At 69.2% G+C, this 22,003-nt stretch carries 24 protein-coding genes and 1 pseudogene; 5 read left to right on the plus strand and 20 right to left on the minus strand.

The window, feature by feature from the left end; genetic code table 11:
• Positions 1–74: 74 nt before the first annotated feature.
• The 6 genes and pseudogenes from AC6F7H_RS33265 to AC6F7H_RS33290 form a co-directional block, all read right to left on the minus strand.
• Positions 75–392: pseudogene (locus tag AC6F7H_RS33265) on the minus strand (HNH endonuclease family protein); the annotation flags it as partial.
• Between the two features lie 228 nt (positions 393–620).
• Entirely contained in the window at positions 621–1,310 is a 690-nt protein-coding gene (locus AC6F7H_RS33270; RefSeq protein ID WP_500762568.1) for a hypothetical protein, read from the minus strand.
• A 155-nt stretch (positions 1,311–1,465) separates the two neighbouring features.
• Positions 1,466–1,915 carry a hypothetical protein gene (locus AC6F7H_RS33275; RefSeq protein WP_500762312.1) on the minus strand — a complete coding sequence of 150 codons (450 nt, stop codon included), beginning with the start codon at positions 1,913–1,915 and terminating at the stop codon, positions 1,466–1,468.
• Positions 1,916–2,311: 396 nt separating this feature from the next.
• Positions 2,312–3,448: a ParB/RepB/Spo0J family partition protein gene (locus AC6F7H_RS33280; protein ID WP_500762314.1), complete on the minus strand. Its 1,137-nt coding sequence runs from the start codon at positions 3,446–3,448 to the stop codon at positions 2,312–2,314.
• Positions 3,445–4,707: a ParA family protein gene (locus AC6F7H_RS33285; protein WP_500762316.1), complete on the minus strand. Its 1,263-nt coding sequence runs from the start codon at positions 4,705–4,707 to the stop codon at positions 3,445–3,447. The genes AC6F7H_RS33280 and AC6F7H_RS33285 overlap by 4 nt, the downstream gene beginning before the upstream one ends.
• A 102-nt stretch (positions 4,708–4,809) precedes the next feature.
• Entirely contained in the window at positions 4,810–5,496 is a 687-nt protein-coding gene (locus tag AC6F7H_RS33290) for a hypothetical protein (protein ID WP_500762318.1), read from the minus strand.
• 285 nt (positions 5,497–5,781) lie between these two features.
• Between AC6F7H_RS33290 and AC6F7H_RS33295 the strand changes: the two genes are divergently transcribed.
• On the plus strand, positions 5,782–6,345 hold the full coding sequence (locus tag AC6F7H_RS33295; RefSeq protein WP_500762320.1) for a DinB family protein: 564 nt from the start codon (positions 5,782–5,784) through the stop codon (positions 6,343–6,345).
• Positions 6,346–6,456: 111 nt separating this feature from the next.
• Here AC6F7H_RS33295 and AC6F7H_RS33300 read toward each other — a convergent pair whose 3' ends face one another.
• The 7 genes from AC6F7H_RS33300 to AC6F7H_RS33330 all read right to left on the minus strand — a co-directional run bounded on the left by AC6F7H_RS33300 (position 6,457) and on the right by AC6F7H_RS33330 (position 12,204).
• Positions 6,457–8,943 (minus strand): tyrosine-type recombinase/integrase, encoded by a 2,487-nt coding sequence (locus AC6F7H_RS33300; protein WP_500762322.1) that lies wholly within the window; start codon positions 8,941–8,943, stop codon positions 6,457–6,459.
• Positions 8,940–10,181 carry a tyrosine-type recombinase/integrase gene (locus tag AC6F7H_RS33305; RefSeq protein WP_500762324.1) on the minus strand — a complete coding sequence of 414 codons (1,242 nt, stop codon included), beginning with the start codon at positions 10,179–10,181 and terminating at the stop codon, positions 8,940–8,942. The genes AC6F7H_RS33300 and AC6F7H_RS33305 overlap by 4 nt, the downstream gene beginning before the upstream one ends.
• Positions 10,182–10,225: 44 nt before the next feature.
• Complete coding sequence (locus tag AC6F7H_RS33310) at positions 10,226–10,486, minus strand: RapZ C-terminal domain-containing protein (protein ID WP_500762556.1); 261 nt, start codon at positions 10,484–10,486, stop codon at positions 10,226–10,228.
• 186 nt (positions 10,487–10,672) lie between these two features.
• Positions 10,673–10,996 (minus strand): DUF8839 family protein, encoded by a 324-nt coding sequence (locus AC6F7H_RS33315; protein WP_500762326.1) that lies wholly within the window; start codon positions 10,994–10,996, stop codon positions 10,673–10,675.
• 25 nt (positions 10,997–11,021) lie between these two features.
• Positions 11,022–11,279 (minus strand): hypothetical protein, encoded by a 258-nt coding sequence (locus tag AC6F7H_RS33320; protein WP_500762328.1) that lies wholly within the window; start codon positions 11,277–11,279, stop codon positions 11,022–11,024.
• Positions 11,276–11,719: an ASCH domain-containing protein gene (locus AC6F7H_RS33325; protein WP_500762330.1), complete on the minus strand. Its 444-nt coding sequence runs from the start codon at positions 11,717–11,719 to the stop codon at positions 11,276–11,278. Before AC6F7H_RS33325 ends, AC6F7H_RS33320 begins: the two co-directional genes overlap by 4 nt.
• Before the next feature lie 20 nt (positions 11,720–11,739).
• Positions 11,740–12,204 carry an RRQRL motif-containing zinc-binding protein gene (locus AC6F7H_RS33330; RefSeq protein ID WP_500762332.1) on the minus strand — a complete coding sequence of 155 codons (465 nt, stop codon included), beginning with the start codon at positions 12,202–12,204 and terminating at the stop codon, positions 11,740–11,742.
• 33 nt (positions 12,205–12,237) lie between these two features.
• Between AC6F7H_RS33330 and AC6F7H_RS33335 the strand changes: the two genes are divergently transcribed.
• On the plus strand, positions 12,238–12,720 hold the full coding sequence (locus AC6F7H_RS33335; RefSeq protein WP_500762334.1) for a hypothetical protein: 483 nt from the start codon (positions 12,238–12,240) through the stop codon (positions 12,718–12,720).
• 461 nt (positions 12,721–13,181) lie between these two features.
• Positions 13,182–13,370 carry a hypothetical protein gene (locus AC6F7H_RS33340; protein ID WP_500762335.1) on the plus strand — a complete coding sequence of 63 codons (189 nt, stop codon included), beginning with the start codon at positions 13,182–13,184 and terminating at the stop codon, positions 13,368–13,370.
• A gap of 12 nt (positions 13,371–13,382) precedes the next feature.
• Here AC6F7H_RS33340 and AC6F7H_RS33345 read toward each other — a convergent pair whose 3' ends face one another.
• The 4 genes from AC6F7H_RS33345 to AC6F7H_RS33360 form a co-directional block, all read right to left on the minus strand.
• Positions 13,383–13,940, minus strand: coding sequence for a DUF6197 family protein (locus AC6F7H_RS33345; RefSeq protein ID WP_500762337.1), 558 nt, complete (start codon positions 13,938–13,940; stop codon positions 13,383–13,385).
• Positions 13,941–13,953: 13 nt separating this feature from the next.
• Complete coding sequence (locus tag AC6F7H_RS33350; RefSeq protein ID WP_500762339.1) at positions 13,954–14,142, minus strand: hypothetical protein; 189 nt, start codon at positions 14,140–14,142, stop codon at positions 13,954–13,956.
• 111 nt (positions 14,143–14,253) lie between these two features.
• Complete coding sequence (locus tag AC6F7H_RS33355) at positions 14,254–14,802, minus strand: hypothetical protein (RefSeq protein WP_500762341.1); 549 nt, start codon at positions 14,800–14,802, stop codon at positions 14,254–14,256.
• Complete coding sequence (locus AC6F7H_RS33360; RefSeq protein ID WP_500762343.1) at positions 14,802–15,941, minus strand: type IV secretory system conjugative DNA transfer family protein; 1,140 nt, start codon at positions 15,939–15,941, stop codon at positions 14,802–14,804. Before AC6F7H_RS33360 ends, AC6F7H_RS33355 begins: the two co-directional genes overlap by 1 nt.
• Before the next feature lie 275 nt (positions 15,942–16,216).
• Between AC6F7H_RS33360 and AC6F7H_RS33365 the strand changes: the two genes are divergently transcribed.
• Positions 16,217–16,363, plus strand: a complete 147-nt coding sequence (locus AC6F7H_RS33365) for a hypothetical protein (protein ID WP_500762345.1) — start codon at positions 16,217–16,219, stop codon at positions 16,361–16,363.
• A 480-nt stretch (positions 16,364–16,843) separates the two neighbouring features.
• Here the strand turns inward: AC6F7H_RS33365 and AC6F7H_RS33370 are convergent, their stop codons facing one another.
• The 3 genes from AC6F7H_RS33370 to AC6F7H_RS33380 form a co-directional block, all read right to left on the minus strand.
• Complete coding sequence (locus AC6F7H_RS33370) at positions 16,844–17,557, minus strand: transposase (protein WP_500762348.1); 714 nt, start codon at positions 17,555–17,557, stop codon at positions 16,844–16,846.
• 306 nt (positions 17,558–17,863) lie between these two features.
• On the minus strand, positions 17,864–18,112 hold the full coding sequence (locus tag AC6F7H_RS33375) for a transposase domain-containing protein (RefSeq protein WP_500762350.1): 249 nt from the start codon (positions 18,110–18,112) through the stop codon (positions 17,864–17,866).
• 231 nt (positions 18,113–18,343) lie between these two features.
• Positions 18,344–20,320 (minus strand): acetoacetate--CoA ligase, encoded by a 1,977-nt coding sequence (locus tag AC6F7H_RS33380; RefSeq protein ID WP_500759279.1) that lies wholly within the window; start codon positions 20,318–20,320, stop codon positions 18,344–18,346.
• Between the two features lie 435 nt (positions 20,321–20,755).
• Between AC6F7H_RS33380 and AC6F7H_RS33385 the strand changes: the two genes are divergently transcribed.
• Entirely contained in the window at positions 20,756–22,003 is a 1,248-nt protein-coding gene (locus tag AC6F7H_RS33385) for a cytochrome P450 (protein WP_500762352.1), read from the plus strand.

Consider the following 22,003-nt stretch of genomic DNA (forward strand, 5'->3'; position numbering starts at 1 on the left):
GATGTGTGCCCGGTCCCGTCCAGGAACGGCGGTCGGTGTCGCATCGTGGTACCGGAGTGTCTGATGGTCAGCGGTTACGGGGCGACCTCGTACTCCACGACCGTGTCCGGGCAGGCGTCGGCGAGCTTGACCAGCGCGGCGCGTTCCTTGTCGCCGGCGGTCAGCTGCCACCGCAGCTTGGTTCCGGTCCAGTCCGCGGCGTAGGTGCAGTGCGCGCTCTCGGCCGGCGGGAGCCAGGCGGCCGGGTCCCTGTCGGCCTTGGAGCGGTTGGTCTTCGCGGTGACCGCGACCAGCGAGCGTTGCGCGCCGAGGTCGTTGGCGTAGGCCTGGCGGCGCTCGGGCGTCCAGGCGTGGGCGCCGCTGTCCCACGCCTCGGCGAGCGGCACCAGGTGTTATCCGCACCTTGTTTCCGGTGTCGCTGACGTCTGTGACAGAGCAGTGTGCACCGTGTCCTCTCTATGAGCGGCGCGTTATCCGGTACAGCGTGAGGTGCCGCTGACAGTGATGACATAGGGGCGCGGTGGCAAGTACGCAGCGGGTGGTCACGGGTGAGGGCGTGGCGTGGGACATAGGGCTGGTCTCCGTCGCCCCGGGGGCCCGACGACTCGCCGTCCTGGCAGCTACGGACACGGACAGATCTTGGTGCGGAGCGCAGGTCGCCCCCGAGTCTCTCGGGTGCTGTCGTTGTGGATCAGCTCGGTCGTCTTCAGTAGAAGGCGGAAGTACTCAAACGCCCCGGGAAAGGTCCACGGATAGCCCAGCTGGGCAACGTGCCGACGCAGCTCCGGCAGGCACTTTGCGATGACGTCCTGTCGGCTGGCATCAAGCTCTGCGTTGTTCGCGAGGTAGGTCGAGACACAGCCGGCCAGCCACGTGTCCAGCTCGGCCAGGGCTCCCTTGTCGGCGGCCGGGACGTCGGGAAAGGGAGCTCGCGTGTGTATGGCCCACAGCCGCCGGACCTCGCCGAGTACCACCTGCTTCCCGTCGGGACCGGGCCATCTCCACCCGAGCAGGTAGCTCACCTCCGCCTGCCGCGGAGTCCGCTGGTGCCGGGCCTTCTCGGTGCGGCGGCGATCTGCGAACGACTCCATTTCCCTCAGCCATACCGTCCGGCTGGCCTCCAGCTTCTCCAGGGCATGCAGCAGTGCGGTCTCGTCGGTCCTCAGGTCACCTGCCGTGCTCAGATACGACCAGGTTCCGCGGAATCCAAGCGGGCAGTAGCAGCCCACAGCGTCCCTCATGGCTCGATAGCGTCTACCGAAAGGAAGATCACGGTCACGAACGTGCCCGGCGTACACACGGAAGCTCATGCGCTGATCATCCCGTAGTCGCCTTCCGGGCCCTCAAACAGGAATCGCCAACGATTCCCGAGGTCACGCCAGGCAGAGCAAGTGCCTGCGAAGCTGTGTTCCGAGTGAATCGTCGGCGGTATGCCGCTGACGCCTTGAACTGCGGAAATATCGATTCAGATCGTCGCGGCTACGGATACCATGTGGTCGATGTCCAGCCTGCCCGCGTCGGTGACCTCGACCTCGTCGTAGTACGACCTCCACACCCCGCCGCTCAGCGCGCACCGCTCCCCCTGCTCCGGCTTTGCGGTGGCCTCCTCGATCAGGACCTCGGCCCGGGTGGGGCAGCCGTCGCCGTCCTCGTCGACCCAGTGCTTGAAGCTGTCGCATTCGTAGCCGTCCCGCTGCTCGACCCCGTCCGGGATCTTCGCGATGGCCTCCGCGAGCGACAGGCCGCCGTCGGCAGGCCCGCCGCCCGGCGCACCGGAGGGTACGGCGTCCGCAGCCGATGAGTTGGGATCCGGTGAGCCGGGCTTCGCGTCGTCTTCGATGACTTGCGGGGTGCAGCCCACCAGCAAGACGCCCAGGAGCGCGGTGGCAAGCGGTATGAGATGGCGACGGTTCACGGTCGTGCTCCTGGAGGCAAGGCAGCGGTAGCCCCTCATACTCCCAGGCCGGCCGTGAGAGGTGACAGGAGGTCATATGTACTGGCTGTAGACCTCTTCAGCCGCAGCCGCCCGCCTGCCTCACCCCGTCTCTTCTCCACGAGTTGACCGCCGAGACCGGGCTTGTAGGAGAGGACACGGTCCACCGAGGTCGGCTGTGCAGCCTGCCGTGGAGGACCGCGTCCTCTGGTCGTCGCTTACTGGCGCGCGGAATTGACGCCGTGCCAGCTCACGTCGTTGTTCGGAAGTGGTCAGTCGGAGGCGTGGCCCCCGACCGCGAAACGGCGAATAGCGGCCTCCTGAAGCTGCTTGGTCTCGCTCCCCCGCCTTTCCAGTGGAGGACCGAGACGCGTGGGGTCAGTCGACCCGTGCGGCTGCCTTTTCAGCGAGTGACCGTGCCAGTTCACCGAGTCGGCTCGGGTTGCGTTCCAATGCCTTCGTGCTGAGGAACTGGAGTAGGTCGAAGAAGACGTCTTCGGCAGGGATCTTCCGGTCAAGGAGCATGGCGAGGGAACCTGGCTCGTCGTACGGCACCTTGCGGGCTGGCCGTTCTTCGCCTGCGGCATCCTCACTCGTGCTTGGAGAGGCCGTGTCAAACCGCGGTTCCGGCACTGCTTGCTGGAGTGCTCGATCGCCAGGGGTGTCTTCTGACGGAGCGCTGGAGGGCGATGCGTTCGTCTCGCCGTTTCCTATTACGCCGTAATAGCCGTCGGGCTTCCCGGCGTCCTGAGCGACAGACCCGGCGCTCTTCCCCGGTTTCTTCCGGTTGCGTTCCCGCTTCTCCGTCTCCTTGCGGGTTCGCTCTTCCTTGAGTTCCTTGAGTGCCGTCTCCTGCTGCTCAGCTGGCTTGTTGCCCACGGCGCGCAGCAGGTCGATGGGCTCTTCGCCGATCCGGGCCTGTAGTTCTGGGGTGAGATTGAGCAGGGCCAGGCGTTGTGACACCCACCCCTGGGAGCGGTGGAGTCTTTTGGCCAGGGCGGTCTGGCTGCCGTGGATGGCCAGGAGACGTTGGAGGGCGCGGGCTTCGTCGAGCTCTTCGAGGTCTTGACGGTGGATGTTGGCGACGAGGGCCGATTCGAGGAGTTCTTCGGAGGTGGTGCCCTGGTCGTCGCTGACCATGACCTTGACCGTGGCGATGTTGGCTTCGCGGGCGGCGGCGAGGCGGCTGCTGCCGTCGATGACGACGTGGGTGGTGTCGGGCTGGAGGTCGGCTTCGCGCTCTGGGTTGGCCTGAATGTAGGCGTCTCGGTTCATGACCGTGATCGCCTGCTTCTGGCCATGGGTTTTGAGGCTGCCTGCTAGGTCGGTGAGGTCACCGAGGCTGGAGCGGGGATTGTCGGGGTTGAGGCTGATGCGGTGTGTGGGGAGTTCGGTCGGTGGGGCGATGCCGTCGGTGGGGACTCCTGTGGCGGCGGCGACGGCCTGTCGGCGTGCGCTGATGGTGCGGGCTCCTCCGCCGAAGCGGCCGGCGCCGAGCTGGTCGGCCTTGCTCATGCGATCTCCCGGGCCAGTGCGCGCATGCCGATTGCCTGTTGTGATTTGGGTGCGTACGCCAGCAGGGGCTGCTTCATCCGGACTGCTTCTTTCTGTTCCTTGAGGTCACCGATGAGGCCGACGACTCGTGGATCCTTTATGTCGACCCACCCCTGCAGTGATGAGGTGGCGATGAACCCGCGGCGGGAGTCGTAGAGGTTGACGACGATGCCGAGGTAGTCGATGTCGACTTGTAGGTCGCTGCGCAGATCGTCGATCTGTGTGGTGAGCAGTTCGTAGGCGTCGGCTGAGCTGTCTTCGGCCTGGACGACGATCAGGGCGCCGGACTGGCCGGGTTTTTCGCCGTCGCGGCGGCGGCCGTAGTAGGCGGCGGCGTCCATGCTGAGGCCGAGGCTGGGCGGGCAGTCGACAAGGATCACGTCGTAGTCGGCTTCGAGCGGGGCCAGTGCCCGCTCGAGCGCGGCTTCCCGGGCTCGCACGGCTGAGAGGCGGACGTCGAGGAGGAAGGCGTCGTTGCAGGCGGGCAGAAGGTGGAGTCGGCCGCCGAAGGTGTTGTTGTCGATGGGGACGATGAGGTCGCGGAGGTCGCCCTTGGGGTCGCCTGCCATGTGGTTGGTGAGGCTGTCGCCGTTCATCGGCAGGCGTTCGGCACCGAGTTGGTTGGTGAGGTGGCACTGCGGGTCGAAGTCGACCAGGAGGACTCTCATCCCGAGGCCGGGCAGGTTCTCGATGTCGAGGGGGTCGTTGGCTGGCTCGTGGTCGGTTTGGGTGTCACTCGCGCGCAGGGCTTTGGAGAGTGCCTTGGCGACCTGGGCAGCGTGCAGCGTGTTGGGGTCTTCGGCGAGTGCTTCGCCGAGGCCGGCGGTGATCGCTGTTTTGCCGACTCCTCCCTTCTGGTTGCAGACGATGATGCGGCGAGTGATCTCGGGCCGTTCAACGTCTGGTGTGGGGTTGGAGTCGAGCCACAGCTGGACGGACTGGGCCATGCCCTGGATGAGGGAGACACGGCGGTCTGCGGCGACTTGGCGGAACTCTTCCCACTGGCTGGGCGGTAGGAAGGTCGAGAAGGAGTCGGCGCCGGAGGTGTCGACGGTTGCAGTGGTGGAAGCCAGGCTGCACCAGTCCCTGATCCCCTGTTCCACGGCGGCCTGGATCTCGATGCCGTGTTGGGCTGCTCTGATTTTGAGGTTCTGCCGGAGCCATCCCGGCAGTTTGGAGACGACCTTCTCGCGGTCGCTGGAAGCGGCTGACGAACTCATGAGGGACACCTTACTAACGTTCATGACCCTTTGGAGCATCGACACGTTAGCTAGAGGTGCTTGTTGGTGTATCGAAGTGGGCACCCCGGCCACTCCGGGCTATTACGTCGTAATAGCTGACGTCGCCTCACCGAGACCGCCGCACGCTATTACGTCGTAATAGCCCGGCCCGGGCGCAGGGGAAGGTGAGCGAAACGTGAGAAGGCCCCACACACACGATCGTCTGCGGGGGAGCCGGGCCTTTGGCTGCCAGGCAGCCCAGGTCGCGGGTGCACCTTCATCGGGGTTGGGGATGCTGGCGGCGGTCACCAGGGCGGCCGGGTGCCGCATGGCGGTGATTGGGACGGCGCCGGGCTCAATGCTGGGTGCCCAGACCATGCGCCAGTTGTCGTCCCACTCGCAGCCGCAGCCGCAGCCGTGGTCCGGGTGCGGGTGCGGGTGCCGTAAGAAGACGCCGTGGGTGAGCACGGCGCGCGGGATGCGGGGGATGAGCACCGCCGGGTCGTCGCCGGGGTAGAGGTGGAGGTTGCGCCAGCCGTGAACGCGGGCCATGTACGCGGCGGCGGCCTCGACGATGTCGATCCACCGCCGGTGTCCGAGGACGACGAAGCAGACCGGGTAGAGGTGGTCGTCAGTGGGGTCGTCGATCCCGGTGACGCACAGGCCGCGATGGACGATGAAGCCGTTCTCCACCGCGTCCTCGCCGGGCGTCCAGAGCTGTTCGACTGCGCGCATCGTGCCGTCGTCGCCCTCGCTGGTCACGATCTTGTACAGGTCCATGGTGGTCATGCGCTCGCTCCAGTGCTGGTGTCGGCCGCCTTGAGGACGCGCGGGAGATGGACGTGGAGGTGTTCGACGTCGACCTGGCGGCCGCGGGCGCGCAGTTCGTGGGCAAGGAGTTCGGTGAGTCCGGATGCCCTTTTCCGGACTAGCGTTGAAGTCGCGATCTTGCAGTGGCTCGCCGTGGCGTCCACTGTGTCAAACACGGGATCGTCAGCAGACGGAGGATTGCGGGCCGGCGACGGCGTCCGCGAGGGTCACGGCCAGGTCTCCGTTTGTATGTAGTGTGCGGAAATGACAAGAAGCGAGCGACTCGCGGACCAGCTGGACTGGTACTGGCACAAGAACCTACGGCCGCGGCTGGACGGTCTTACCGATGAGGAGTACTTCTGGGAGCCGGTGCGCGGCTGCTGGAGTATCCGCCCACGTGGCACGTCGGCCGTACCGATGTCGGCAGGTTCGGGGGAATGGACGATGGACTTCGCATCCCCGGGGCCGGAGCCTGCGCCGGTGACCACGGTTGCTTGGCGGCTGGCGCACATCATCGTCTCGTGCCTGGGCTATCGGGTCGGATGGTACTTCGGCGGCCAGGACGTCGACTCCGAGACATTCGCCTACGCGGGGACCGCTGACGAGGCGCTAAAGCAGCTCGATGAGGTGTATGGAAGATGGAACGCGGGGGTCCGCGGACTCTCGGACACTGACCTGGAGAATCCGCCCACAGTGGGTCCCGAGCGGTTTCCTATGGAGAACAGGGTCCTGCACGTCAACAGGGAGCTGATCCATCACGGCGCCGAGATTTCCCTGCTGCGCGACCTCTACCGCTGGCAGGACGGAGCCGTACCGCGCCGAATATGACTTTCCGGTAACCGGCGATCGAGCTTCGGAAACCTACGCGGAATCCGTAACGCTCCGTGGCTGCGAGCTTCATTGAGTACGGCCCCGCCCGGGGCGGGGCCGGTAGTTGCTTCAGTGGTCAGCCTTGAGGCCGGGTCTTCCCGCATCCGGTTGGGGCGGCGGTGCGTTGTCGGTGAAGATGGGCATGCCCAGGTCGACCAGCTGTGGCCGGCCGTCGGCGGGGGTGCGCTTGAGGCTGTGCAGCTTGGCGGTGGCGGCGGCGAGGCTGACCTGGAGTCCTTCGACTTCTCCCAGCCAGCCGTTGGCGCGGGCCTCGCGGACGCGTTCGCGGAGGTTCTGGATGATCTCGATGAGCCGGGATCGCTGCCGTGGGTCGATCTGGAGAACTGGGCAGCGGATGCAGGCGTGTTCGTGCTTGCAGGGGGTTCCGTAGGGGCGCCCGCAGGTGCCCAGGGAGACCTTGCGCAGCTCGAAGTGCTGCTGAAAGTCGCTCCACTCTTGCTCGGTGGGCTCCCGGTACTCTTCGTCGGGACGTTCGGCCCGGCGGCGGTCGAGGAAGCCGCGGTAGGTGCGGATCAGGTCGTCCTGGAAGACCGCGAGGTATGCCTGAGTGGTTGTCAGGGTCTTGTGTCCGAGGATGCGGGCGGCGATGTGGACGGGCAGTCCGCCGGTGACGGCCTCGGTCGCGAACATCCTGCGGAAGTCGTGGGGTGTGTAGCGCATCGGGTTGCCGGCCTGGTCGCGCAGTCCCATCCGTTCCAGGGTTTTGCGGAGCAGGCGGGAGACCGTGTTCTGGCCCATGACCTGCGCCTGCCAGTAGTGGCGGCGCTGGAAGAGGTGCGGCAGCAGCGGCCCGGTGACGCGTTCGTGGTCGTCGTAGCGGGCGACGAGCGGGATCTTGCCGCCGTTGGCGTCCCGCAGGCGTTTGATGATCGTGGCCAGGACGCTCGCCAGTTCCGGGCTGACCAGCAGGAGCCGTTCCTCGTTGCTCTTGGACGGCACGATCTGCAACAGCGGGACGATCTCCCCGGTGTCCGGGAGCTTGTAGGAGACCAGCGCGAGGCGCGTGATCTCGGTGAGCTCCTCGACGCGTACCCCGGTGTGCCGCAGGGTCTCGATGACGGCCCAGGCCCAGAACGCTTCGTCCTCGGCCATGCTCTGGTTGATCCGCTTGGTGCTGCCCTCGACCTGGATGTAGACGTGCGGGGTGACGTGGTCGGGGCGGCTGGTGACCTTGTGGGCGGCGGGCAGGACCCGCAGGTAGCGGGTGCCCTCATGGTCGAAGTACTCGTCAAACAGAGTGGCCCTCGCGGCCTCCAGCAGCGCGGCGGTCTCGTCCCGCTCTCGCTCGGCGGCTTCGACCAGGTGCCCGAGGTGGGGGAGCCGCTCGCGGACCCGCTGGTGCATGCGGGCCTGGGTCTGGGCCACGGCCTTGAGGTTGCCCGCGCCGTCGCCGCGGCGGATCGGGCTGGGGCAGGCCCGCTCAGCCCAGAACGGATCTTCGTGCGCCCATTCCTGGATGTCGAGGTAGAAGCCGCGGATGCGCATCATGACGTCGTAGCGGGAGCGACGCTCCACCACCTCACCGCTCTTGTTGACGTAGGTGAGCAGCCACTGCTTCCAGCCGTCGACCACTTCCTCGGGCAGGCGGAGGGTGTCGATGCCAGGGTGGTGGGCCTCGATGTCGGCCCAGAACACGCCCGCCAGCTCGCGGGCCAGTCCGACGAAGGTGCCGTAGTCGACGCCGGGCCGGCGCTCTTCGAGGTAGCGGACCAGCAGGTTGCGCACGGGTGTGCTCTGAAGGTTGTAGAAGTCGACCAGTTCGGCGGTGGGCCGCTGGCCGTGCCGCAGCGCGTCCTTGAGGGTGTCCTTGGAGTGGATCACCCCGGCTCCGCGCAGCAGGTCCCAGGCGCTGTGAGTGCCGTCGTAGGAGTAGCCGATGGCCCGCCGCCCCCAGGCCCGCGCCTCGAAGACGTCCTCGGCAGTGAGCTGGTCAAGGTCGCGGCCGGTATGCAGGATCATCTTGGAGAGCACGCGCAGGCCCTCGTCGACGTGCCGGCCGGTCATGCCCAGCTCGCTGCCGTGGCAGCGCATCTGATCCAGCGTCCCGGACGGGAACATGCGCTGGACGTCCTTGAGCAGCGCCATGGCCTTGTAGTTGCGCATGAACTCGTAGTCGGGCAGCACGATGCGGCTGATGAACAGGCTGTTCAGACCACTCAGCAGCGTCGATCGGCGCCCCTGGTAGCTGTGGCCGTTGTCGGTCTGGGCGAGCACCTGCTCGATCCAGTCCTTGCCGCGGTCGGCGCCGGCCGCCCTCCAGCGGGCCTGCCAGCCGTCCCCGGCGTGCGTCAGAAGCCAGTCGAGGATCTGCCCCACCCCGATCAGGCGGTTTCGGCCCAGCGTCCGGCCGTTGGTGTAGTCCTGCGCCGGCCAGACCGGGGAGAGCGGCAACAGGGCCAGGACGTCGTCGCATCCCAGATGCTCGTGGGGGCCGACGCGCTTCTCGTCCGCCTTCACGTCGTGAGCGACGGACAGGCGCCGCTCGGGGGCGGGGCCGGTGCCCGCGAGCATCACGCGGTTGGCGCGGCGGCTCATGCCGCACCACCCCCGAACAGCACGTCCAGATCGCTGGCTTCGTAGCCGCCCGCCACTGCCGGCGGCGGGACTTTCGCCCGGTCCTTCACCTCGGCCAGATGCTCCTGGACACGGCGGATGACCTGGGCCTCCTCCTCGACGAGGTAGACGTCGGCGGTGGTGGAAAGGTGGGCGTGACCGAGGATGGTCTGCACGTCCCGCAGCGACAGGCTCTCATCGCGGGCCATGCGCAGGGCGGCCGTATGACGCAGGTCGTGCATCGACCAGTTCGTGCCCAGCAGCGCGTTGACCCGGCGGAACACCGCCCGAAGCGCCTCGTAGTTCATGGTCTGGTAGGCCAGCCCCTCGCCGTGGTCACGGCGGCGCAGGGTCCACCACAGCGGGGCCTGCGGGTCCAACGGCGGGCCCTCGGCCAGGTAGAGGCGAATCCAGATGAATGCCTCCGGACTGGACGGCAGCCACTGCTCGGCGAGCGTGCCCTTGCGTACGACCTTCACGAGCTGGTCGCCCCAGTCGAGATCGACCCCGCGCACACCCAGCAGCTCCGAGGCGCGGGCGCCGTTGCTGACGGCCAGGGCCAGGATCGCCCGGTCCCGGTTCGAGCGCAGGGCCCCGAACAGCTCGTTCCACCGCTCGTCCGGCATCTCCCGCGGGCGCCGCTTGGGGACCTTCGGGTTGTAGCGCAGCCTCCCCTCGCCCCGGTAGGGCTCCAGGGGGTTGTGGTGGGCGTACGGCCGGCGCCGGTCGGACCGCGCCAGCGGCACCGGGTTGACCAGCGGGCCGCCGCCGGTCTCGATCCAGAAGTCGTAGAAGCTGCGCAGCACCGCGTTGCTGTGCCGGATCGTCCGCGGCTTGTAGCGGTCGTCCAGGTACGTCTTCTTCGTGATCGGATTCGTGGTGCCCGCGGTCACGGCGGAATGTGTACGTGCCGACCTGCGCGGCTTCGTCGCGGACCGGAGCCACAGGACGAAGTCCCGCACCTCCACCGAGGTCGCACGGTTCCACTCGACATCGACCACCCGCAGCCACCGCCACCAGCGCAGCATGTCATAGGCGTAACTGCGCACGCTGCCGGTCCGGTTGTCCCGGGCGATGAAGTCGATGAGGAACCTGCGGACCGGCTGCACGACCTTCCCCTCCTCATCGAAGACCAGCCAGGGCACGACACCTGGGTCCATGGCCACCCGCCCCCACTGTGGGAGCTGGATGGCGCGGACATCTCGGGATTGCTCGTTCAACTCCGTTGCGCTCCTTCGCCGTTCGGATGCGCAACGTCTACCGACTAGGCCAAGCGGCAGACGCACTCCCGCCCGGCGTGTCCTCGCGTAGTCCGGTCAACGACTCTGTGCCTCCCGCCTGCACAGCCGATGGCGATGCGACGGGGGCCGGCGGGCAGGATCGCGTAATCGGCAAGGTTGGCGAGCAGCTCGCGGGCGCCGGGGGTGTTCAGGACGACGTCCTGGACGCGGGGGTCGAGGCCGTCGAGGTCGAGGATGTCGCGGGCGGCGGCCGGGTCGCGGAGCCGGTCGCGGACGTCCTCGATCCGGTCGGCGGCGGGCGGGACGAGGGAGCCGTCCGGGCGGTGGGCAGGTGCAGGTGCAGGTGCAGGTAGCCGAACGAGATCAGACGGATCGGGTGCGAGGGAGCCTCCTGCTCGGGGTGAAGGGCGGGAACGTGCGGAGCGCCGCGCCTGGCCGGGAAGGGCAGTGCGCGGCGCTCCGGGGTGGCGCTACTCGGTTGAGGTGTCGGTGACCACAAGGAACTGGTCGGTGTGCAGGTCCATGACGACCTGAGCGTTGGTGCCCTGGGCACGCTGGGCGGCGGCGAACCTTCGGCCGGCCAGGATCCGCGGGGCCTCCGGCGGGGAACCGCTCCAGAACGGTGCGCGGCGGGGTCGGGTGGTGCGCTGTGCGAGGACCAGCAGCTCGCGGTTGCTTCGCTTCTGGGCGTCGGTGAGCGGGCGGGCCTTCGCGCCGTGCCGGTGCCAGAGCGAGGAGGCGGGTGGCTCGGGGTAGGCGAGGGCGTGGTCGACGTCGCGGTTGGTGCTGCTCATGGGGGCCTCCATCTGGAGGTAGAGGTCAGGCGTGGTCCTCGCCCTTGCCGCCCTTGGGCGGGGCGGAGACGAACCGGGTCTTGCCGGGATTCCGCGCGTTCCAGAGCTCCGCACACGTCTTGTGCACGGCCTCTCCGGCGTAGGACCTCAGCGGAGTGGTCTTCCGGCACCGCACGCACTGCTCGGGCCAGGCGAAGTGCGCCCCGTCGTGCCAGTCCAGGAGATGGACCGGCACCGCGGGCGGCTCGGGCGGTGCGGGTGCGGGGCGACGGCAGGTGCTCACGGTCGCAGGTCGGGCAACTGCTGATGTACCTGAGCCACCAGGTCCTCGGTGGGCTTCCAGGGCCCGAGCTGCCCGCGCGCGGGGAGCGGCAGGGCGAGCTTCTGGACGTCCGTCAGCTCCAAGTGCCACCAGCCGGGCGCCGCCCATGGCCCGCAGGGCGGGGAGCCGTCCGGGTCCTGGTGGCAGCCGGTCAGGCGGGCGACGCCGATCACGGCACCGGTCGGCAGGTCACGGCCGTGGATCGTGTGGGCGACCAGCGGCAGGCACAGGGCGGTCCGGTCGATCCGCTGGCCCGCGTGCAGGAGTAGCCAGCCTCGCCAACTCCAGTGCTTCGGACGGTTCTCGATCGTCTTGTCACCGGTCAGCACACAGGTGGCGTGCGGCTGCTTGATGCTGATGCCGCGGATCCAGTCGCCCTCGGGCAAGGTGGCGGTGCTCATGGGTGGTTTCCCTCTCGTGGTCAGGCGGCGAGCCGGTGTTCGGTCGGCGGGATGTACGTGGTCGGGTCGGCGGGGGTGCCGTCGTGGCACTCCAAGCAGGAGCCAAGGGTGCGCAGGGGTAGGCACGCGTGATATCTCCGCAGGCATTTCGGGCACGTCTGCCTCGCTGCCATCGCCTTGTCGAGCGCGAGTTCCTTGGCGAGGGTCATGGGCCGTATGGGCTTGGCCAGGTCGATGCGGTAGAGGTAGGCGACACGCTTGCCGCCCCGGCAGGTGATCTGCGCGACGGGGTCGTGCTCGCCGGGTCGTAACCCCATGGCGCGCAGCTGCCTGCGGGTCGCGAGTTCCTTGGGTGCCTGCTTCCACCGGAACTCGGAAACCAGCGGGTTCGCAGGATCTGAAGGTCGCCTGGCCGGGAACGCGCTGGCGGAGGGTGTGTTGTGGCGTGATGAGGCACGCGGGTTCGTCCGGGGTGGCTGGGGCATGATGAGGTCTCCAATCGGTGGGGGAGGGCCTCGGTGGGTTACGAGTTGCAGGCGGTGATCGCGGAAGACGAGTTGCTGCGAGCCGCGGCGCGGGGCGTTCCTGGTGCCCGGGTGGTGCCTCTCCGGCAGGGCCTGTTGCTGATGCCGATGACGGATGAGGTCTTCGACGCCGTCACGGACGGCAGCACCGGGGGGGCTCTGGGATTCTGGAAGCTTCCGGGAGGCTTCGAGAGGTTACTCGCCCAGTGGTCCGCTGCAGGGCCCGTCGCCTATGTCGAGGCCGAGTACTTCGGTGGCGTCGGCGAGCAACGGGCCGCCGTCTGGGCTGACGGGGCGCTGGCAGTGGGGCCATTGGATGCGCCGGCGAAGAAGTGGTTCTCGCGAGCAGTCAGCCCGATCTCGCAGGCTCTTCGGCAGTTCGGCGTGAGGAGGAGCCTCGGTGAGGATGAATTTGAGGCCGTGGGACTGGACCGCCATCGAAACAACGACGACTGGATCTCTTCCAGCACCTCTTGAGCTCGCGCCCAACGGCGGCGACTTCCGGGATCCCGCATGGCCTCGCAAGTTGCTGGCCGAACTCGCAGAATCTGCCAATAGCTCGGAGAAGTTGACATGCACGAGTGGCAGGTAGAACGAGGGCTCTCACCTGCTCACTTGCGCTCTCTACTGCCCCAAAGCCCTCACGGAACCCGCGCGAACTCCAATTGGGAATGACCCGTCGTCGTGCAGATCGACGTCGACCAGGTCCTCGTCCTGGCCGGGCATCACCGGCTCCAGGTGTCGGGCAACCGGTAAGGGCGGTGCGGGTAGCGGGGGCCGGGACGCTGCGGGCGGGGCCGGCCGGTCCGGCGGCGGGGGCGGGGCACGAGCATGGGGGAATCTCCTGTGGCTGGTGCGGGCAGGGTGGAGTGGGTCAGGCTGGTGGCCGCATACGCGGACAGGGGGGTGTGATGGGCTGGCTGCGCAGGGATGTGCCGGTGGTCGATTTCGATGCGGTGATCGACACGGACGGCGTGACGTGGCAGGCGTTCACGGACGAGGACGGCGTGCTGGTCATCGACACCGACGCGGACGTCGAGGTGTGGGTGAACCGCGCGGTGGTGGGCGGGGTCGTCTATCCGGCGTGGGTGGACGACGACGGGCGGCTGTTCATCGAGTTGGACTGACCGCCTGCGGGGTCACCGTCCCTGTGCGTCGGCCATCGAGGCGGCCTCGCCCAGCATCCGTGCCGGGGTGTGTCCGCTGCCGAAGCGGTCGTTGAATTCGGGCACGGAGTCGAGGTGGTCGCCGAAGCGGCGTCGGATCGCGTCCAGGACGACGGCGGCGGCGTCGGCTTCCAGGCCGCGGTTGCCGCCGGCCTCCGCGCGGATCGCTCCGATGAGGCAGACCGCGCCGTCGTCGTCGACCGCGACGCCGGCACACCAGCCGCCGGTTTCCATCCGGTGCCGGGCCCGCTCGAGGAGCGCGGCGACCGGCGTCGCGTAGGTCTGGGGTGGTGCCTGCGGGGTCGGGGTGAGCGGGACGGTGATGACGTCGTCCAGGTCGACCGGGGCGGTGTCGAGGTGCGCGGTGCGCACCTCGTGGGCCACGGAGGCTTCGTCGAGTCGGACGGTCATGGCCGCCTCTGCGGCGGCCAGCCGGGCGTCCAGGCTGAGACAGCCTGCGTCGGCGGGTGCCGCTGCCGGGGGCGTCCGGCCGGGCGGGGCGGCGGGCGCGGTGTGCAGCGAGGCGGCCATCACGGGGCTCCCGTCAGCCCAGCGACACGAGGCCGGCCACGGCGGCCAGGGCCTCGGTGAGGGCGGGGGCGATGCCGGTGGAGGCGAGGCAGAACCCGAACGCACCGCAGGCGAGGGCCGACCCGACGCCGACGGTGCGCCGGCGCAGCAGCACGAGCACGACGACGGCCAGGAGCAGTACGGCGGACACAGAGACGATCACGGGGGATTCCTTCCATGGGGCGGGGCGGGGTGGGGTAGCCCGGACGGATGCCGGGCGGAGATGCCGTGGCCCCCGGTGGTGGCCGGGGGCCACGGCGTGGGACGGGCGAGGTCAGTCGTCCTGCGGCCCGGTGCCGGCGGGGGCCGGGAGGGGCGCGTACACGCCGTGGTCGACCTGGTGCAGGCGTCCTTCGGCGACGAGGTCGCTGAGCGCGTTGCGGACGGTGCCGGCGGCGGCGTCGACTTCGGCGCGGATCTCCTTGGCCGTCATCTGCCGGTCGACGGCGGCCAGCACCTTGTCCTTGACCGTGGTCTTCGGCTTCTTCTGGGTGGGGAGCGGGGGCGGCGGGAACGATCCGACGCCGCTGAAGTCGTGGCCGGCGCCGTCGTCCTGGCCGTCGTTGTCCTTGCCGGAGGGTGGCGGCATGGTCCAGTCGTGCCACAGGCCCAGCGCGGTCAGGGCGTCGGTCTCCCGGCCGGTGAGGCAGTTGATGGAGCCGTCCTCGGGGAAGATGTCGCCCAGTTCGTCGGGGGAGCCGTCCTTGGGCAGGTGGACGTACAGGGTGCGCATCATGGTCGCGCCGGAGCCGGTGACGGTGTGGCCCACGCCCTGGGTGGTCTCGCCGGGTACGTCGTCGGTGATGCCGTGCATCCGGTCCATCAGCGAGGTGGAGGCGTGAACCGGTCGGGGATACCGGCCAGGTCGACGTCCCCGGCGAGTCCGCCGGTGGCCTGCCGGGCGGCGATGCCGCCGGAGGAGCCTGCGATGCGCAGCACGACGCCGATGCCGCCCTGGACCTGGTCGCGCAGGGAGGCCTCGCCGCCGAGTTTGGACAGGTTGAGGGACTGGCCGGCGAAGACGATGCCGATGCCGAACTTGCGGCCCTCGCGGGCCAGGACGTCGGTCATGTGGGCGATCTCGTCGCCCAGGGCGTCGTCGCCGACGAGGGAGTTGAATTCGTCCAGGACCAGGACCAGGCCCGGGTAGGGGGAGTGGGCGGAGAAGTCGTGGCCGGCTTCGGCGTTGATCTCGCCGCGGATGTCCATCAGGGCGATGGCGGCCTTGAGCATCCACCAGGTGAAGACCGGGCCCGCGTTCTGGCGGTCGATGTGCCGGCCGACCGCGCTCATCTGCGCGTCGGGGCGGGCGGAGGTCACCCAGTTCGTCAGGCCGGCCAGCGCCCATGCCGCGCACATCAGCGCCAGCGCCACGGTTTTGCCGGAGCCGGTGACGCCGACCAGGAAGCCGTGCAGGGTGCCGGCCGCGGACTGCATGTGCACCGTGGCGTCGGATCCGTCGTGGGCGGTGCCGATGGTGTAGCGGCCGTGGGCGTCCAGGGTGAGCAGCTCGCGGGTGGCGCGGCGGGCGCCCTTCAGCGGTGCCGACTCGTACAGCGTCACCAGGGCCTCGCGGCCGCGGGATTCGGCGACCAGGCGCAACTCTTCGGGCTCGACGCCGAACGCGGAACAGAGCTGGGCGTGGTTGATGCGGGCGAGCTCGCCCGCGTCGACCTGGGCGAGGACCATGCCGCGGGCGGGCAGGTCGCCGCGGGCGGGCAGCTGCTCGACGCGGACGATCTCACTGTCGGGGATGGCGCCGCCGGGCCGGGCGACTTTCTGTGCCCAGAGGTCTTCGAAGGTGCCGCCGGTGGGGCGGGCGGTGGGGGCGACGGTCAGGCGCATGCGGCCCGGGCCGGTGTGGGGGATCTCGTCCAGGCTGACGCGGCCGACGGGGTAGCCGAAGCAGGCGGCGACGTCGACCAGGTCGATGCGTGGCACCGGCTTGCCGGCCGATGCCACGACGTGGGCGGTGAAGTGGGGGTGCTGGGGGGGACACGGTCTGCTGGATGTTCTCCAGCCGGGTGCCGGGGGCGACGTCGGCGGTGTCCCACATCTGCATGACCAGGCCGGGGAAACCGGGCGGGTAGACAGCCGTCTCGGTAGTCGGCGGGGTCCAGGTGGAGCGGGTGATGGGCAGGGCGGCGGCCATGAGGCCGCCCCATGCCAGTGCGGCGACCGGCTCCCACCAGGAGTGGCCGGGCACGATCGCGGCGGCCGCGTAGACGGTACCGCCGGTGACCGGTCCCAGGACGCGCTGGGTGGTGCGGATCGTGCGCCGGAAGTCCTTCGTCTTGACCTTGCGGTACAGCCACCACACGCAGCCGCCGCTGATCGCGGCGGCGGTGGCGTGGGCGGGCAGCAACTCCATGGAGGGGACGTAGGCGAGGGCGGGCGTGCTCGCGGTCGGCTTCCGCGTGGTGCCGGGTGGCGTCCGCGGTCGCCTTCGCGGCCAGCAGCTCCAGCTCCCGCTGATACGCTGCCAGCCTCCGCCCGGTGCGGCCCGGACTCCTTAATCCAGGTCTGCAGGCCCTCGAACGCGGTCAGGGCGATGGCGAGGACGGCGGCCAGGGAGAGCGCCCCGGTGCGCGGCGGCCCGGCATCGGCCGGGTCCTGCCGGTCTCCCAGACCCTCGCTGCGCAGGGCCGCCGGAACGGCGTCCGGTGGGGGCGGTTCATGCGGGACATCGAGGGCGTCGAAGGCACTGATTCGAACGATCCCGGAGGCGTCGGCCAAGGCCGCCTGGTCGTCGTTGAGTACCGGTGGGGACGGGCGGAGGCGGCGGGGAGCCGATCCGGGGCAGTGAGACCACGTTGTCCGGCGTTCGGGCCACTTGCTGGTGGGGTTTTTGCGGGTGCGGGCCTTTACCCGTTGCCGCCGGTGGGCGGGCAGGAGATCGCCCAGGGCAGCGTGTCCGATCGTGCCGACCAGGTCGATGAGGTGCTGGGGAAGATTCCATGGCCGGCGGTGACGGTGCCGGCTGCGGCGGCCGGCAGGATGGTGAAACTGATCCGTTCCATGGGTACTTCCGGACGTCCGGTCAGGGCGTCGTTGCCGGCGCGGATCAGGGCTTGGTAGGCGGTGAGCAGGGCATAGACCTCCTGGTCGAGGTCGTCGATGCTGCGGGAGCGCAGGACGCGGCCGTCGAGCATCGTGGCCTTGATCGAAAAGTACGTCGTTTCCGCCTGCCACCTGCGGTGGTAGAGCTCGGCAGCCGGATACCGGGCAGGGTCCAGCAGGTTGGTGATCAGCCGCCACTGCTCGGTGCGGACCGTGCCGTCGGCCAGGGTGACGGTGAGGGCCGCCTCGATCACCCGCACCGGCAGCGGTACCCGCAGGACGCCGTAGCCGATGCGGGAGAGGTAGGAACCGTCGCCCAGCTGCTCGGTGGGGGTGGGGACGCGGCGGGCTCCGGAGCGCACCAAGAACCGCGCCCCGCTCCGATGAACGGCATCCAGGAACTCGTTGCCGTCGAAGGCCGCGTCGGCCAACAGGAGCATCGTCTCGTCCAGGACGGGCAGAATCCGCTTGGCATAGGGGAGTTCGCCCTCGGACTCCGGCCCGAGGGCGGCGGCCATGAGCGCGCGGGTGCCGCACTCGGCCAGCACCAGCAGCCGCAGCCGCAGCCGCAGCCGCAGATAGCCGAACTCCAGGGTCTCCCTCGCCCGCTTGGGGTAGCGCCAGGTGACCGATTCGTCGTCGGGGGCTGCAGCAGGGTCCCGTCGACGGCGACCGTGCGCAGGCCCCGGTAGAAGGACCCGGCCTGCCCGGGGCGGGCGACGGGCCCGGCTAGCGTCTCGAACAGACGCTGCAGAGGTGCGGCCCCACCCTGCGTCTGGCCCGCGTCAGCGAGGAAACCGCCGGACGCACCAGGGGCAGCGAGGTCAGGGTGGGGTCAGTTTGGACCACACCATGCGGTACGAGCAGTGCTCGAACAACGCGAGAGCGAGCACGAAGTACACCACCACCCGCGACGGCAGCAGCCGCAGGCGCTTCTCCCGCCGGCCGGTCTCCTCCAGCACCGCGTCCACCAGCGCGAAGTCCACGATCTGGGTCAACTCCCCCAGATGACCCGGAGTGAACACACCCCGCGCTGTCTCGATCGTGGACGTGATGACAGCCTTCTCCCGCAACGGGACCCCTGACCTTGATCGACTTTCTTCGCCGATCGTTGATCTATCAGGTGGTCCCGTTGCGCTGTTCAACAGGACTTGACGTACAGCTCAGAAGCCAAATGCAACGGTGTTGGTCCCGGATCACACCCCTGATCAAGGAACTGGGTACGATCGCGAGAGCCCACGGCTTGAGTTTCGCGCAGGTCGCGCTGAACTGGCTGATCACGGAGGGGGACCGGTTACTGGGGGTCAGGTGCGTTGGCGGGCCAGGTCCTCGTAGAACGTGAGCAGGTCCAGGTTGTCGACGGACCCCGGGTTGACCGCCTTCTCCAGCGGCGTGCCCTGGAGAAGGCGTTTGACCGGCACCTCGATGCGCTTGCCGGTCAGGGTGTGCGGCACCCCGGGCACCTCGATGATCTCGTCCGGGACATGGCGTGGCGACAGTTGTTCACGGATGGTCCGCTGGATGAGCTCCTTCAGTTCCTCGTCGAGCACGGCGCCCGGTACCAGGTGCACGAACAGGGGCATCCAGTAGCCGCCGCCGGGCTGTTCGACGCCGATGACGAGGGATTCCTTGATCTGGGGAAGGCGTTCGACGGCCTCATAGACGTCCGCCGATCCCATGCGGACGCCCTGGCGGTTGAGCGTGGAGTCGGAGCGGCCGTGGATGACGACGGAACCGCGCGAGGTGAGGGTGATCCAGTCGCCGTGCCGCCAGACGCCGGGATAGGTGTCGAAGTAGCTGTCGTGGTAGCGGCTGCCGTCGGGGTCGTTCCAGAAGTGGATCGGCATGGACGGCATCGGATTGGTGACCACGAGCTCGCCGACCTCGTCGGTCAGGGGTTTGCCGCTCGGGTCCCAGGACTGCAGGTCGGTGCCCAGACCGGGGGCCTGCAGCTCGCCGATGTACACGGGGAGGGTGGGTACTCCGCCGGCGAAGCAGGAGCAGACGTCCGTGCCGCCGCTGACGGAGGCGATCCACAGGTCGGCCCCGCTCTCGGCGAATTCATCGTGCAGCCAGCGGAAGCCGTCGGGCGGCAGGGGGGAGCCGGTGGTGGCGACGCACTGCACCGCGGAGAGGTCGAAGTCGCGGGAGGGGTGCACGTCGGCCTTGCGGCAGGCCATGACGTACGCGGCGGAGGTGCCGTAGAAGGTGGTGCCGGTGCGTTCGGTGATCCGCCACTGGGCGCCCGTGTCCGGATAGCCGGGACTGCCGTCGTACAGGACGATCGTCGTTCCGGTGAGGAGGCCGGAGACGAGGAAGTTCCACATCATCCAGCCGGTCGACGTGTACCAGAAGAAACGGTCTTCCGGCCCCAGGTCGCAGTGCAGTCCGAGCTGCTTGAGGTGTTCGACCAGGATGCCGCCCTGTGACTGGACGATCGCCTTCGGCAGTCCGGTGGTGCCGGACGAGTAGAGCACCCACAACGGATGCTCGAAAGGCACCTGCTCGAATGCCGGTTCGATGTCCGCGGAGGTCAGGGCCGACCAGTCCAGCGCCCCGTCGGGGGTGTCGGTCCCGAGCAGGGGGACGTGCACGACCGCACGCAGGGTGGGCAGTTCACGGCGCAGTTCGGCGACGACGTCGCGGCGGTCGTGCTCCTTTCCGCCGTAGCGGTATCCGTCGACGGTGAACAGGACGACCGGTTCGACCTGCTGGAAGCGGTCGAGCACGCTGCGGGCGCCGAAATCGGGCGCGCAGGAGGTCCACACGCCGCCCACCGCCGCGGTGGCCAGGAAGGCGACGACGGCCTGCGGGATATTGGGGAGGTAGCCGCTGACGCGGTCTCCGGGACGTACGCCCAGGGCGCGCAGCTCGGCGGCGAGGGAGCCGACCAGGCGGCGCAGTTCGGCCCAGGTGACGGGCCTGGGGTCATGGGTCTCGTCGACGTACAGGAGCGCCGGCTCGTCCGCGCGGGTCGCCGCCGCGCGAAGGGCGTGTTCGGCGTAGTTGAGGGTGGCACCGGGGAACCACTGGGCGCCGGGCATCGAACGGTCGCCCAGCACACGCGCGTAGGGGGTCGAGAAGCGGACGTCGAACCACTCCGTGACGGCCTTCCAGAAGGTTTCCGGCTCGTCCACGGACCAGCGGTGCAGTGCCGCGTAACCGCCCTCGGCGGGGGCGCCGTGCCGTTCGGCGGCCCATGCCTGGAACGTGGTGATCCGGGCCTGGGCGATGCGCTGCGGATCAGGCTGCCAGAGCGGCTGGGGGTTCTGGGTCGACATGGGCGGCTCCCGGACTGTGCGCGTCGTGTGCGTCCTGCGCGCACGGGCTGGGGTGTGCGCAGGACGCGGCTGACAGGAACGATGAGAGGTGATCGACTTCCTAACCAGGGTGTGCCCCTCACAGTCCGTGTCGTGAAGATGTGGTCCGATCATGGGTGAACGGCAGTTGGACGGCACGCGCGTGTAGGGCGGTCAATAGCAAGGGAACGACACGGACGTTCGTGACCTGGTGCGTTCGGTGTTGGCTGTCGGTTCGGCGGGCGCGGCCCATCTAGCTGGAATCTGCCGCATGGACTGGTGCACTCACAAGCGGACTTGGCGAAGTCTTCGCAACCGCCGCTGTTCGCGGCGGCTTGTGCAACTCCGCATGGACAGCGCCGGACGGGCGCCAACATCCTTCCCCCTGGCAGCGTCCCCTTTCAGGAAGGCTGTGCCATGGAAAGCCATCGCTCGGCGTCCCTCCTCTCCGGAAAGAGGGACCGGCAGGAGGAAGCCCGCTCGCTGTTGCTGCGCATCCTGGACGGCTCCCTGCGTTCCGACCCGTATCCGGTGTTCAACCGGATACGTGAGACGGGGCCCCTGTGGTGGGACGGGTCGACCGTCGTCTTCTCCTCGTGGCGCCATTGCTCGGCCGTCCTGCGGGCGCCGGAAGCCGTCGCCCGAGAGGCCGATGTATGTCCTGCCCGCCACGGCGGCCGGCCGGAGGCACTCGCCATGGCCGTCGTGGGCTCACCGGAGCACGTGTGGCTGCGCCGGCTGGTGGCGCGGCTGCTCACACCGCGGCGGATGCGTGACCTCGTCCCCTTCGTGCGCGATCTCGTCGACGACCGCCTCGACGGGGTGGCGGCACGTGGACGGCTCGAAGCGGTCACGGATCTGGCGTATCCGCTGCCGGCGGCTGTGCTCTGCCAGCTGCTGGACCTGCCACGGGAGGACGCGTCCTGGCTGCACCAGCGGGCTCTGCTGCTCTCCCCCGCCCTGGACCCACACCAGCTGCTGACCGGTGCCGCCCCGCCCGGGGGCGAGGCCCGCCGGCGGGCGGAGGAGGAGCTGGAGACGTACCTCGGCGAGCTGGTGCGCTCGCGTGGCGCCCGGACCGGCGACGGCGCACCGGAGGCGGACGCGGAGCAACTCGCCGCCGCGTACCGGGCTCTGCTCGTCGGGGGGCACGAGACGAGCGTCGACTTGGTCTCGGGCGGCATCCTGGCGCTGCTGCGCGCCCCGCACGTACTGAGGACGGTGCGCCGCGAGCCGCAGTACGCGGGCCAGGTGGTGGAGGAGGTGCTGCGCCTGGATCCACCGGTCCAGCTGCTCCACCGTCATGCTGCCGCCGATCTCGCCATCTGCGGCACGCGGGTGCCCGCCGGGACCACCATGCTGCTTCTGCTGGCCGCGGCCCACCGGGACCCCGAGGTGCGGGACAGCCCCGAGGTCTTCTCACCGGACGGAACCACCGCGCCGCACGCCGCCTTCGGGCTGGGTCCGCACGCGTGCCCGGGCGAGCCGGTGGCCCGGCTGATCGCCGAAACGGTTCTCGTCCGGTTCGCCCAGCGGGTCACCGGCGCCCGCTTCGCCACCGGGACCCCGTCCTACCGACCGAACGTCACCCTGCGCGGCCTGCGGGCGCTGTGGGTCGATTCCGACGGCTTCGGCGACCGCGGCCTGCCGTGGCCGCCCGCCTGA

Source organism: Streptomyces sp. MMS24-W38 (assembly GCF_059889265.1).